This window comes from Acinetobacter sp. GW821-FHT01E09 (assembly GCF_059422385.1).
On the sequence record NZ_JBWKWU010000001.1, the window covers coordinates 2,516,390 to 2,529,432 of the forward strand.

The 13,043-nt window shown below is 35.4% G+C and carries 11 protein-coding genes and 1 pseudogene; 7 read left to right on the forward strand and 5 right to left on the reverse strand.

Annotated elements, in window-relative coordinates:
- Positions 1-214: 214 nt before the first annotated feature.
- From AC07U8_RS11540 to AC07U8_RS11550, 3 genes are all read right to left on the reverse strand, one after another.
- Positions 215-1,441, reverse strand: coding sequence for an acetamidase/formamidase family protein (locus tag AC07U8_RS11540; protein ID WP_494737907.1), 1,227 nt, complete (start codon positions 1,439-1,441; stop codon positions 215-217).
- Between the two features lie 415 nt (positions 1,442-1,856).
- Positions 1,857-2,237 (reverse strand): MliC family protein, encoded by a 381-nt coding sequence (locus tag AC07U8_RS11545; RefSeq protein ID WP_004719841.1) that lies wholly within the window; start codon positions 2,235-2,237, stop codon positions 1,857-1,859.
- Positions 2,238-3,181: 944 nt separating this feature from the next.
- Complete coding sequence (locus AC07U8_RS11550) at positions 3,182-3,307, reverse strand: hypothetical protein (protein WP_004719837.1); 126 nt, start codon at positions 3,305-3,307, stop codon at positions 3,182-3,184.
- 210 nt (positions 3,308-3,517) lie between these two features.
- Between AC07U8_RS11550 and AC07U8_RS11555 the strand changes: the two genes are divergently transcribed.
- Positions 3,518-3,982, forward strand: a complete 465-nt coding sequence (locus AC07U8_RS11555) for a DoxX family protein (protein ID WP_494737908.1) — start codon at positions 3,518-3,520, stop codon at positions 3,980-3,982.
- Positions 3,983-4,075: 93 nt separating this feature from the next.
- Here the strand turns inward: AC07U8_RS11555 and AC07U8_RS11560 are convergent, their stop codons facing one another.
- Positions 4,076-4,477 carry a hypothetical protein gene (locus AC07U8_RS11560; RefSeq protein ID WP_494737909.1) on the reverse strand — a complete coding sequence of 134 codons (402 nt, stop codon included), beginning with the start codon at positions 4,475-4,477 and terminating at the stop codon, positions 4,076-4,078.
- A 495-nt stretch (positions 4,478-4,972) separates the two neighbouring features.
- On the opposite strand from AC07U8_RS11560, the gene xseA reads away from it, so the two are divergent.
- Together xseA and xseB are read left to right on the forward strand one after the other, a co-directional pair.
- Complete coding sequence (gene xseA / locus AC07U8_RS11565; RefSeq protein WP_494737910.1) at positions 4,973-6,235, forward strand: exodeoxyribonuclease VII large subunit; 1,263 nt, start codon at positions 4,973-4,975, stop codon at positions 6,233-6,235.
- Positions 6,228-6,422, forward strand: a complete 195-nt coding sequence (xseB, locus tag AC07U8_RS11570; protein ID WP_034615548.1) for an exodeoxyribonuclease VII small subunit — start codon at positions 6,228-6,230, stop codon at positions 6,420-6,422. The genes xseA and xseB overlap by 8 nt, the downstream gene beginning before the upstream one ends.
- A gap of 114 nt (positions 6,423-6,536) precedes the next feature.
- Here xseB and pepN read toward each other — a convergent pair whose 3' ends face one another.
- Positions 6,537-9,146 (reverse strand): aminopeptidase N, encoded by a 2,610-nt coding sequence (gene pepN / locus AC07U8_RS11575; protein ID WP_494737911.1) that lies wholly within the window; start codon positions 9,144-9,146, stop codon positions 6,537-6,539.
- A gap of 240 nt (positions 9,147-9,386) precedes the next feature.
- Between pepN and AC07U8_RS11580 the strand changes: the two are divergent.
- The 4 genes and pseudogenes from AC07U8_RS11580 to AC07U8_RS11595 all read left to right on the forward strand — a co-directional run.
- Positions 9,387-9,593: pseudogene (locus AC07U8_RS11580) on the forward strand (DUF7660 family protein); the annotation flags it as partial.
- Positions 9,594-9,620: 27 nt separating this feature from the next.
- Positions 9,621-10,052 carry a hypothetical protein gene (locus AC07U8_RS11585; protein ID WP_151803429.1) on the forward strand — a complete coding sequence of 144 codons (432 nt, stop codon included), beginning with the start codon at positions 9,621-9,623 and terminating at the stop codon, positions 10,050-10,052.
- Between the two features lie 68 nt (positions 10,053-10,120).
- Positions 10,121-12,151, forward strand: coding sequence for a protein-disulfide reductase DsbD (dsbD, locus tag AC07U8_RS11590; protein WP_494737912.1), 2,031 nt, complete (start codon positions 10,121-10,123; stop codon positions 12,149-12,151).
- Between the two features lie 11 nt (positions 12,152-12,162).
- A complete protein-coding gene (locus AC07U8_RS11595; RefSeq protein ID WP_151803427.1) occupies positions 12,163-12,993 on the forward strand; it encodes a TlpA disulfide reductase family protein in 831 nt (276 codons plus the stop codon).
- The last annotated feature ends 50 nt before the right edge of the window (positions 12,994-13,043 follow it).

Consider the following 13,043-nt stretch of genomic DNA (forward strand, 5'->3'; position numbering starts at 1 on the left):
AAGCGCTTTAGCATTGATGTCACATATCGAAAGCCACGATAACAAACGACTAAATATCGTTTGAAAACATAAATGAATAAATTGCAGGAAAACAATCAACACGAATAAAGACGAAAAGATTATAGCTTTATATCATTTCAAAGATAATGATGAATCCTTGAAAGCTGAATACACGACCTCACTTTCAAGGATATTTAATTAAGCAGCTTTAGTTTTACTTGGCGTCTTCAACAAACTCTTTAAAGTCAGCTTTACGTATTTTTGCATGGATCCCCTTGGTCTTATCGACCACTTGCGATACTTCAAAATCAGTAGCAGCGCTCAGATAAGCATAAGCGATCGCTTCATCAATACCATATTCTTGATTTAAAAAACGAATCGCGTCACGTGTAGATTTTTTCATTGCTTCGTCTAAATCTTCATCTAATCCTGGTGTAATCCAAAATTCAGCATTCTCTGCTAAGGGCTGTACAATTTCTTTACCCGGGATCTTATCTTTGCCTGTTTTTAATAAAGTGAATTTGAGTGTTGCTCTTGCTGAAGCCTCTAATGCAGTTAATGCAACTTCACCATCACCTTGAGCAAAATGACTATCACCGGTATAGAACAATGCACCGGGCACTTGTACTGGGTAATATGCAGTTGATCCTGCACCTAACTCATTAATATCAATATTACCGCCATACATCGCTGGTGGTACTGAATGAACTGGCTGTGATGTATTCGGTGCGACCCCCATAATGCCCATAAACGGACTTAGTGGGAAACGAATCGATTTACCTGATTGTGTTTTTAGTACCCCCTCATATTCACCCTTGGCATTTTTTTCTATTGGGGTAAAGACTGAAACATTCCCGTATCGCTCAGGATGTTCAGCCGAAGCATTTTCTTGTTGAGGTCTTTTAGGAAATTCGCCCACTAAAGCACCTTTACCATGACGATTTGAAATGACGCCATAGGGCACACGAGGCTCTACTTTAATGACTTCTACTTTTAAAATATCACCAGCTTGTGCACCTTGAATCTCAATTGGGCCAGTCACAATATGAGGTCCATCTTTATGAAAATCATGTTTTAGAGAAGATTTTGTAATATTTTTTGCTTCATCTAAAATGTATTCATCTTTCACCCCTTTTGATTTAAAGAATTTTTCCGCATCCCGCCCTTGATCTTCAAGTAAACCTTCATGTGAAACTGTATCAAAAGTCACCACACTCCCCGACGGAACAGAAATCACAGGCTTGGCATCTTTATTCGGTAAGTAACCCCAAGTAATCGTGTTTAAAGTCGAAGGTACATAATAATTGCCTTTGTATTCACCGTCTTTTAATTGAACTGGCTTATTGGATAATTGCTTAAGGACATTAAAACTTTCAGCATGAACGACTGAAGTACTGATAGCACTGAAAATAAACAGTGAAAGAACCGTGTGCTTAAACATAAAAATACCTTTAATAATTGAAAAATAAAAATATTGCAAAGGTGTTTTCAGCAAATTTCATGCCACGGTAAAATTACTTTAATCTGTTCATTTCAATAGCTATTGCGCCAATTGTTTACAATTAGTCGGTCTATTCAAGTGCATAAATAATGAAATGCCCATAAATATCTTATTTTTGAGTGGGTTTTAAAGTGTTTAATTTTAATCTGTACAGTTTTCTCTCAACCTATTCGGCTTCTTTCATAAGTCCTTTTTAGAATGATATGCCAACATAAATACCCCCTCATCCTCGCCTTCGCTCAAAGGAAATAAAAACTTTTAACATCAATATAATTCACTCAATATGATCATTTTTTGATTGATGAACTACGAATAAAAAACCCCACCAAATGGTGGGGCTATTTACGTCACAATTCTATTTAACTTCTTTCACTGTAAAAGATTTATCTTTAGCAAGTTCAATGGTTCCTTCATCGCCTTTAGAATGAATTGAAACACCATTGTCACCTTCTAAACGCATACCGCTTCCAGCAGGTACTTCTTTCAATGAATAGTTATTTCCATCGCTATCCGTTAATGTCGCTGTAACAAAATTATCACTGGTCTTAAGTGTAAATTGTTTCTTATCAGCGGTTTCATATTTTACCGTTTTTTCAGCTGACTCATTTGTATCAACAGCAACGGCACTACTACTTACCTCATTATCAGGAGATGTCGCTTTATCTTTGTCTTTTGCACTACACCCAGCAACAAAAACAACAGCTAAAAAAGATGAAATTAATAATAATTTTTTCATGTTTAATCTCGAATAAATATGGAAGTTAAGTTCTAACATAGCGCTTTAGAGCAATCCAACCACTTATTGCGAATAACTACTTGTTGCCTACACAAATCATAACAATCACTTAGAACCTTATACATTTTAAGCTTGAATTTTGTTTTAATTTAAATATTTAGTTTTATTTTTTGATCAATGAATAAGATGTATTAAGCCTATATGAGTACAGTCATTGCTGATTAAGACGAAACGGTTTTATATCATTAAAGAAAATTACTCGGCTATCTTAGCTTATGCCTACAGTATGATTTTTTATAGAGAAAGCCTAAAAATTACTTGAATTAGATATAAAAAATCTAAATAAAACTTTGCTTTAAAATTAATAACTCCCTCACTTTTCTATAGATTAAAACCTCCATTAAGAGGCTAATTTATTCATTATTTTGTTAAAATGTTAATTCAGCAATAATTTCGGAGCACTTCGTTTCATATAAAGGTAAACCCCAAATTGTAATACAACAAAATATCCCAAATTTCTCAAAATAACTTCAGTAATGCTTGAACTACCAAAAACCAAATCGGTTACAAAAAGAAATGCCACTAAAATTAAATGTAAATAAAAGGGTTGTTTGATTTTACTGCCTATTGCAGTAACAGCATTGAGATAACCAACGATCATCAATCAAAGAATCATGATCATTACCACAAGAAAAGTTAGCGCTTGCTCATATAAATTACTGCTGTATAGAAAGATAACTTTTACTATTCCAGTTAACGCACATAGCCCAATAAATGAGGCTAACAAATTTTTTATAAAGTATTTTAGATTCATAATTGCTCTATAGCTTTCTTAAGTATAAAAATTATACAGCATTATTTTGAAAAAAATCTAGGAATCTCATGCTATATCAATCGGCTTTTACACTCATATCAATCAGCCCACTGTATCAGTGGGCGTTAGATTAACTGTCCTTATCGACTGAATGTGGCGTTGTTGTTTGATCTTGCTTTTGTGTATCTGAATCTCTTTTTTGACACGCTGTTAAGCCGATCAGCATAGCTAAACTTAAAATTGAAAATATTTTCATAGTTCGCTCAGTTTTGCTTAAAAATACACCATATCAAAATATGGACTTCTTGATGTGTATTTTGTGAAACTTACGTAACATTTCCCACAGCCTTAGCAACATTTTAAATCTGTTTAGATGACAAATTATATACACTCACCAACAATGCTTACATTTAAAAAATCTACTCAGATTATTAAAATATTTTTTAATTTTCAGAATCATAGACACATGCTTGGTTTTCTCTTTAAAAATCCATTTAATTCGCCAAAATTTAGTCACTTCGTCTTAACATTAGCCAGAATTTCGATCGGTTTATTTTTCTTAACAACGGGTTATAACAAATTATTTGTAGAGAAAAATCAACAAATCATGTTGGAAACGATTGTTTCGGCAGGTATACCTTTTCCAGAAGTGACAGCTATCATTGTTTCTTTATTTGAATTTGTATTCGGACTATTGCTAACCCTAGGGTTATTTACTCAGTTAACCAGCCTTATATTGATCTTTATTTGCTTTGTAGCACTTGTAACCGTTGGTATTTATACAATCCCGCCGGGTCTTAATTTGATCACTTGGATAAGCTGGTTTTTCTATATCCATGATTTGCTTTATATTTTCATTTTACTTTTTATTTTTACAAACAAGCCAGATTCTTTCACGCTAGATAAACTTTTTTTCAAAAAATACTTTTAGAAAATAGCCACTTTTTGGGGAAGTGGGTTATTAAAATAATATATCAGTTGATTATGATGTATGAGAATTTATCTTTAAATGAAATTTTAAAGTTTACTTATCTAAACAAGCATCTTCAATCAACTTACTGCCCTGTGGAAATTTAGTTACAGTTCTATAAGTTTCAATAAGATCTGCATTGTAATCATAATATCCTGTATACAAGAAAATTTTTCTAGCTTCGCAGTCGTGATAACCAATCATTTTGATATAATTTTGAAGCTCATATTCCCTACCAAATATTATTCTAGTAACAATCACTTTATATTTAGGTTGATCTAAATCTGTTTCTCGTTCTGCGATTAATTTATCATTTTCAGGATACCGAGTATGATCACGATCAAAATATTCTTTGAATTTATCTATATTTAATTTTTTATCAAAAATTGGCATTATTGGATCTGCATAACAAAGCTGTGATATCCATAAAAGAAATAAAAAAAGGATTTTTTTCATAATTTATAATTTTTTGAATGCTCTATAAAAGAAGTTTAGCTTATATAAAATTAAAGCCCATCCATTGATGAGCCTTTCAGTTATTTGGTTTGTTTCGGGTCAATTTTATAACAATCGGTTCGCATCTTCGGTGAGAGTGTATTGCTGTTAAGCATACTCATCCCATTCTGACTCTGATATCTAAAGCGATCATAATCACTCATTGTTGATGTAATGTTACTGACATCTGCTCCATATCCCATACAATGCGAATGATTACTTTCTAAATCATAACTGGTACAAGATACCAAGAAAAAAAAGCTAATAAATATTAATGATTTCACTTGTGTTTTTACTTTAAAGGCTAAAAAATAATTTGGTTTAAGTAGATGTTGATAACGCCCGTCTACATCATAAAAATATGCCATATCCGATGTATAAGATCAATATATCTTCACCGTCTTGAGTCACCATGTTATATACTATTTTAGATAAATTTACCGTAATTACCTTTGTATGTCTGACTTACAGCTTTCCTTAAGCGAATACCTTGCAACTGTTCAAGAAGTTATACGTGTAACTTTTGATGAAGCAATATGGGTAAAAGCTGAGATTAGAAATCTAAGCATCAAGGGCGGCCACTACTACTTAGAACTTGCAGAAAAGGAAGAAGATTCAGATAAAGTCATTGCCAGTTGTAAGGCAACAATCTGGAAATTCTCTGCTGCCAAAATGGTATTAAAGTTTGAACGAGAAAGTGGTGTTGAACTCTCTCGTGATCTCAATGTACTGATTAAAGTGAAAGCTGTATTTAGTCCCCAATACGGTTTTTCAGTCAATATTGAAGCAATAGATTCAAGTTATACCCTAGGTGATATCGCACGGCGTTATCAACAAATTTTAGAAAGACTGACTAGCGAAGGTCTACTCAATAAAAATAAATTACTGCCTGCCCCATTTGATATTCAAAATGTGCTCGTCATTGCTCCTGAAAATGCTGCTGGCTTGGGTGACTTTAAGAAAGATGCTGATGCTCTCGATCAAGCTGGGGTTTGTCATTTTGTCTATCATTCAGCAACGTTTCAGGGGAACACTGCAGCGACAAGTATTTCTGAAGCTTTAGCAAATGCATTACGACAATGGGCTAAAGACCTCAATACACCACCAGATCTTATTGTGATTATTCGTGGTGGAGGTGCAGTCAATGATCTGGCCTATCTCAATGACTACAATCTCGCTGCACTACTTTGCAAACGCTCTGTTCCGATCTGGGTAGGTATAGGCCATGAAAAAGATAGAACCATTTTAGATGAAGTGGCAAACCGTTCTTTTGATACACCAAGTAAAGTGATTGGAGGTATTCGAAATCTAATCGTAGAGCGCACCCAAGACGTGCTAGATTCTCTACATAAGATTAAACTGTTATCTCAGCATCAAATTACTGCTTATCAAAGCCAGAATGATCAGTACATCAAAGTCATTAAAACGCTTTCTCAAGGGCAGATGAATGAGGCAAATAAAAGCTTAGATTTGATGAAAGGTACTGTTCAGTATTTGGCACAGCAACTGATTAAATTGGCATCCAATCAAGTTGAATCACTCATGCGTGAAACGCTTTTGCAAAATCCACGTCATGTGATGGCCAAAGGTTATGCTATTGTCCGTAGTGATGGTAAAGCCATTCGTTCTATTCAACAAATTTCAACTGATCACATCCAAGTAGAGTTATTGGATGGTACGATTAACGCAAATGTGACACAGGTATTAAGCAATGGCTAAACAAGATTTAACATTTAAAGAAGGTTATGACGTTCTAAAGAAAAATGCTGAACTATTAGAATCTCAAGAAGAACCTGATATTGATAATTTGATGAAGATTGTGGAAGAGTCCATGTCTGCATATAAAGCCTGTAAGTCACGTGTAGATGCGGTGCAACAGGCTCTAAATGAAACTTTTAAAGAATAGATAGATAATCAATCTAAATGTTCAATAACTTTATAACTTCTAAACATGCTATTTCTCCTATAAAAATAAGAGAAATAGCATTACAAATATAATTAAATAAAAAATTATTATTAATTAAACACTTAACATACTATTTAAGGTTTCACTAACATTTTTTGATTTCACTTGAGATTTTAATCCTTCAAGTGCGGCTTTTACTTCACTTCGTTGTGGTTCAGCTAATGTATACCAGCGTGTAAGGACTTGAAGTAAACGAGAGCCAACAATTGGATTCTTTTCATCCAAATATTTCGCCAAATCAACAAAATGCTGAACACCAAAACTCCATGCATTGACAGGATTGGCATTTAAACCACCACTTACCGAACGAATACGGTTAGGTGTACCTAAATCATAATCAGCATGTGAAGTTAAATACTGAATCGTTTCAGCCGTTGCTTTCGGATGCGCTGCTTGAATCATAAACCATTGATCTAATGACAATGCTTCATCTTTAAAGCGCTTATAGAAGTCCGCTAAGGCTGCTTTTGCTTGTGGTGCATCATTCCATACCAATACTTTAAGTGCCCCAAGTCGCTCTGACATATTCACAGAATTTTCATACTGTGCATAAGCCAAATCAAATACTGCGGTATCCCCCTGACGCGCCATAAAACTCAACATGATATTTTTTAGAGCACGAACACCCATTGCTTGTGAAAATTCATTTTGTGAATCTGGATCAAGTGATAAATATGTTTCTTTAACAAAGTCACCCAAGACTTTAGCCAATTGATTCAACAAAGCTTCACGTGCTTCATTTACAATCAAAGGATTATAATCTTGATCAATGCGACTACCCAAATAACCTTCACTTGGTACATCAAATAAGCGTGACGCCAATAGCGGATCTTTTTCAATTACATTTGGTAAGGTCTGTTTAATTGCATCTACATAAATTTGAGCATCATGACCATTAAGCAAAATACGCTCAAGCAAAGTCTGTGTGGCTTGCCACTGGTTAAAACCATTGGTTTCATATTGCAATAAGAATGCAAGTTCTTCATCTGAATAGTTAAATTCAAGATTTACCGGTGCTGAGAAATTACGTAATAAAGATGCTACAGGCTTTTCGGTCACACCTGTAAATTCAATGCTTGCTTCTGTTTGATCAAACAAATACACCCCATCTTTTACCCCATTTTCAAATAAAGCCTCAGAATGCAGGGTGTACTGCTCACCTGTTTCTGCATTAAACAATGCTAAAGCCACAGGAATAGGTACAGCTTTTAAGTTTGGATATTTAGGATGGGATTTTAAACTTTGTTTAAAGCTTAGACGATAAGTTTGAGTACTCGCATCATATTCACCTTTAGCTTCAAGCTTTGGCGTTCCTGGTTGGTTATACCAGATTAAAAATGCAGATAAATCGACACCTGAACCCGCAGTTAAGGCAGCAACCCAATCTTCAACAGTGACCGCTTGACCATCATGACGTTGAAAATATTCATCGGTACCCTTACGGAATTTTTCCTTACCCAATAAAGTTGACATCATGCGGTTAATTTCCGCACCTTTCTCATACACTGTCGCAGTATAGAAGTTATTGATTTCCACAAAATGATCTGGGCGTGGCGGATGCGATAATGGGCCTGCATCTTCTGGGAATTGATGCGCTTTAAGCACTGCAACATCGTCGATACGTTGTACTGCTGCTGATTGTAAATCTTCTGAAAAAGACTGATCACGGAAAACCGTTAAACCTTCTTTTAAACACAATTGGAACCAATCACGGCAAGTAATACGGTTACCTGTCCAGTTATGGAAATATTCATGTGCAATCACAGACTGTACACGCATGATTGCGGCATCAGTAGTATATTCTTCATCAGCAAGCACACATGACGTATTAAAAATATTTAAACCTTTATTTTCCATTGCGCCCATATTGAACTGACTGGTTGCCACAATCATATAATTGTCTAGATCGTATGCACGTCCATAATGTTCTTCATCCCAACGCATAGAATGCTTTAACGCTTCCATCGCAATATGACATTTTGGGATATCTTTTTCTTCTGCATAGATTTCTAATGCCACATCACGACCTTCTGAAGTGGTATAACGGTCTTTTAAAACTGCTAAATCACCAATCACACAGGCAAATAAATAAGCTGGTTTTTTGGTTGGATCTTCCCAAATGGTATAATGGCGCTCATCACCAGTTTTACCCGCTTCAATCAAGTTACCATTTGCCAAAAGCACAGGATATTTATTATCGGCTTCTACACGAGTGGTAAACACAGATAAGACATCTGGACGGTCAGGATAGAACGTAATTTTACGGAAACCTTCTGGCTCATTTTGAGTGACAAATAAATCACTCCCCGCAAGATATAATCCTTCGAGTTGCGTATTGGTTTCAGGATGAATGACCACAGATGTTTCAACGATGGCTTCATCTGGCGCATTGGCAATTATCAGTTGCTCAGAATCAAGCTTATACTCACTTTCAGTAAGCTGCTTACCATTAATAGAAATTGATTTAAGCTCAAGATCGCGTCCAAGCAATACCATATCTCCTGCTGCTTGGCGTTTCATGACTAATTTGCTGTTTACATTGGTATGGTCATCATAAACTTGAATATCGAGATTGATTGAATCTACAACATATGAAGGTTTTTGATAATCTTTTAAATATATAGTTTGATCTGCTTCAACTACTGGGTTTGCCGCGATATTCATATGATGTCCTAATCCTATTGTTGAGCTTCGACTTGTTATCGTGAGCTTGATCATCAATCAAATTTCACAAAGTGTCTGTTCTGTACTGTTGACTAATTTCTATATGGGTCTAGTTGAAATTAATTTCAATTGTTGGAATGCAAAAAACGTGCGAGATGGCCTATATTTATACAACACTTTATCCTGTAAATTAGAAATGATGCTTATGAAAATTAATGCAATAAAAACCAAACAAGATTTTTAACATTTTTAGATAATCTCAAACAAGATCATCTTGAAAATATTCAACAATGGGAAAATAAAGATCTGCAAAGCTTTTTAGCAGCAATGCACAATTGGGTGGAAGATATGGAGGGTTTTTATGCAAATACCCAACAGCCACAACCAGAGTGCATCCCATGGAAAATTTTTGCAGATATTTTAATGGCTGGAAAAATCTATGAATAATGACAAGGAAAACTTTGAGGAAAGAGTATGAAATTGCTTAGGCTATTTATAACTGTAATGAGTCTTCTCTCTTTGCCTGTTTATGCAAAGCAAACTATCCCATATTTTTGCTTTAAAGAAAGTCAAAACAATAATCTTCTGCTTATTTCTGAGGAAGAATTTCCAAAAGTCAAAACAGTTCAATATTATCCTTATATGAAAAAAATCTCGTTAAAATTTACCCACTATGATGCTGTTGATACAGCACAAGGTAGACCAAGTGAATTTCACGATTTCTATAAAGAAATACTCAACCAGAAAGAAACAGGAACTTATGAAATCGTTTATCAAGGTGCTGTGCTTTACAATGTCAATTACACCAGCAAAAAAACCAAGAAAATGACCCAATTCGACAGACTCTATCCTGATGATGGACAAATTTTTCAAAAACTTAAGCAAAATGGGGTTAAATGCTTTTAACGGTATTTTTACAAAGAAAAACTTAGAATAATGCCTTCTTTATCTGAAATTATGGATAATGGCTGTAAATGAAACAAAGATATGGAATTATGAAGTTGCGAACCTTGCTCAGTGTATGTGGTTTTACTTTGTTGAGTCTAAGTACCATCAGCCATGCAAATCCTGAGTTTCTCCCACCAGATCAAGCTTTTCAATTCTCTGCTGAATCAATTTCAGAAAATAAAGCACAATTGAAATGGACAGTTGCACCTCACTATTACCTTTATCATGATCAGTTTAAAGTAACAGTCAACAATAAAGCTGTACCTTTAAACCTCCCAAAAGGTCATATCAAAGATGATCCAACCTTTGGGAAAACAGAAGTTCATTATGAAAATGTCACCACACAGATTCAGGTCAAACCAAATTCACAATATTTAGTGATGTATCAGGGTTGTTCTGCGGATGGTTTATGTTATCCATTACAAAGAAAAACTATTGCAACTGATGCAGATGGCTTATTACCACAAAGCAATACATCGTCTAAGCATCTATTCAATAATAATTCAAATAGCACATTACTCAATCAGCCTGATACTGTCCCAGCTCAAGATAAAAAGCTCAAAGAAAACGCTGAAACTCAAGTCAATTCAACTGCTGAAAAACCAGTTACAAACAAAGTATTGGATGATCAAAGCACTCAGCTTGGACAAAAAACTGCCAATAAAGCAGACAACACTGCAAATCTAATCGACCCCACCGCTTCTGTTGCAAGTAGCAATGCAATTACAGATACGGAAAATTCTGCTGTTTTAAACAGCAATACGGACACTAAAAACACTACATCGTCATTACAATGGAATGATGATCAATCATTCTTTAAACTATTGTCTAAAGACTCTCTGTTTCTAAATTTATTGGTGTTCTTCGGTTTAGGTATTTTACTGGCGTTTTTACCCTGCTCGCTGCCACTTATTCCAATTCTCTCTGGCATCATCATTCAACGCGCAAAAGGTTATAAAGCTGTTGTGATTGCCTTGTGCTTTGTAGTGAGTATGGCTGTGGTTTACGCCATTATGGGGATTGTGGTTGCTGAAATTGGTTATAACTTTCAACGTTGGTTCCAAAGCCCTTGGATCGTTTCATTATTTGCAGTTTTATTTGTTGTATTAGCTTTAAATTTATTTGGTTTATATCAGTTAAACTTACCGCAATTCATCACCAATAAATTAAGTCATCTGCAAAATAATCAAAAAGCTGGGACAGTGCTCGGTGCTGTGGTTATGGGGGCATTATCAGCACTGATTGTTGGCCCTTGTATGAGTGCCCCACTTGCTGGTGCATTATTATTTGTATCGCAAACTCAAAGTGCTGTATTAGGTGGTTTGTACTTATTTATTCTCGGTCTAGGTATCGGTTTACCTTTATTTATCGCCAGTGTATTTGGTTCTAAATTATTACCAAAACCAGGTAAATGGATGGATCGGATTAAAGTCAGTTTTGGCTTTATTATGCTGATGGTTGCATTGTACTTTATTCGCCCTATGCTGCCTTCGACTGTGTATGCTGCTATTTTTGCCTTGCTGTGTATCGCATTGGCAATCTATCTCTTTATTGCTCTACGTGACAGTGAAAAAACGGTTAATAAAGTTATTCTTGCAATCATCGCGATTGCCAGTTTAGTGGCTGGTTTTTGGAATATTCAACAAAGTTATTCTGCTTATCAAATTCAACATAGCCAAACAGAACATTTAGTTTGGAACAAAGTGACCACCGCTGAACAATTAGAACAGGCTTTGGTCAATGCAAAACAGCAAGGCAAACCCATCATTATTGATGTCTATGCAGACTGGTGTGTGGCGTGTCAACCGATTGAAAAAGAGGTATTCCCACGTACCGATGTACAAGAGGCATTGAAAAACTTCACGCTTATCCAATTAGACTTAACCGAATACAACGCCTCACAAGACATCATTTTAAAACAACGTGAAATTTTAGGTCCGCCAACCATGCTGTTTTTAAATAGCAATGCAGAAGAAATCCGTGAATTGCGCTTTACAGGTACCTTCTCAGCGCCACAACTTATTCAACAAACTGAAAAAATACACATAGGACGTTAAGCACACTCTCCATGATCACTGCACAAGCAATTCATTTAGGACCGATTATGTTGCCATGGGGATTAACCATCCTCATGCTTGCGATACTGATGAGTGTGGTAATTGGAAAGTTTAGCTTTCAATATTTTGCTGTTTCAAATTTACAATGGGCTGCATTTAAAGACTCGATTTGGTCTGCATTCTTGGTCGGCTTGTTATCTGCACGACTTGGCTTTGTCTTACTCAATTTAGATGTTTATTTAGAGCATCCGATTGAAATATTGAAGATTCAAGATAAAGGTTTTCATCTTTATGTGGGAATTGCTTGTGCTGGGCTATGGATGGTTTGGAAAAATCGATCTCTAAAGAAAAGCTTTATTGCACTATGCTTTGCAGCTTTTGCTCTGTTTTTCATTTCAGGTCAATATTTCTATCAACAGGTACAACTGCAATACCAACAATTTCCTCAAGTCAATTTAGTGAATCTTCAACAAGAGCATGTTGAGTTGACTCAATTCCTCGGCAAACCCACCGTAATTAATCTTTGGGCCAGTTGGTGTCCACCATGCAGACGTGAAATGCCTGTGTTAAATGATGCTCAACAACGCTATCCCAATGTGCAATTTGTCTTTATTAATCAAAATGAAGATGCCAAAACGGTGCAAACGTATTTGCAACAACACAAACTTAATTTGCATTGGGTTCTACTGGACTTTGACGGTGTAACGGCACAAAAAATGGGAATGTTTGGCTTACCCAGCACCTTATTTTTTAATGCACAAGGCAAATTAATCGATACACATATGGGGGAACTTACCCATGCTGCACTTCACCAAAAAGTTCAAAGAATAGTTTCGGAATAATCTATTTCATTGGCATTGATTAAAGAATTATTGCTTTTAACCTAAGGAGT

Bases quoted from the DNA above. Each gene is read 5' to 3' on its own strand.
- xseA (WP_494737910.1), top strand. From the start codon at position 4,973: ATGTCTGACTTACAGCTTTCCTTAAGCGAATACCTTGCAACTGTTCAA.
- AC07U8_RS11595 (WP_151803427.1), top strand. From the start codon at position 12,163: ATGATCACTGCACAAGCAATTCATTTAGGACCGATTATGTTGCCATGG.
- AC07U8_RS11550 (WP_004719837.1), bottom strand. From the start codon at position 3,307: ATGAAAATATTTTCAATTTTAAGTTTAGCTATGCTGATCGGCTTAACA.
- AC07U8_RS11540 (WP_494737907.1), bottom strand. From the start codon at position 1,441: ATGTTTAAGCACACGGTTCTTTCACTGTTTATTTTCAGTGCTATCAGT.
- pepN (WP_494737911.1), bottom strand. From the start codon at position 9,146: ATGAATATCGCGGCAAACCCAGTAGTTGAAGCAGATCAAACTATATAT.
- AC07U8_RS11545 (WP_004719841.1), bottom strand. From the start codon at position 2,237: ATGAAAAAATTATTATTAATTTCATCTTTTTTAGCTGTTGTTTTTGTT.
- xseB (WP_034615548.1), top strand. From the start codon at position 6,228: ATGGCTAAACAAGATTTAACATTTAAAGAAGGTTATGACGTTCTAAAG.
- dsbD (WP_494737912.1), top strand. From the start codon at position 10,121: ATGAAACAAAGATATGGAATTATGAAGTTGCGAACCTTGCTCAGTGTA.
- AC07U8_RS11555 (WP_494737908.1), top strand. From the start codon at position 3,518: ATGCTTGGTTTTCTCTTTAAAAATCCATTTAATTCGCCAAAATTTAGT.
- AC07U8_RS11560 (WP_494737909.1), bottom strand. From the start codon at position 4,477: ATGAAAAAAATCCTTTTTTTATTTCTTTTATGGATATCACAGCTTTGT.
- AC07U8_RS11585 (WP_151803429.1), top strand. From the start codon at position 9,621: ATGAAATTGCTTAGGCTATTTATAACTGTAATGAGTCTTCTCTCTTTG.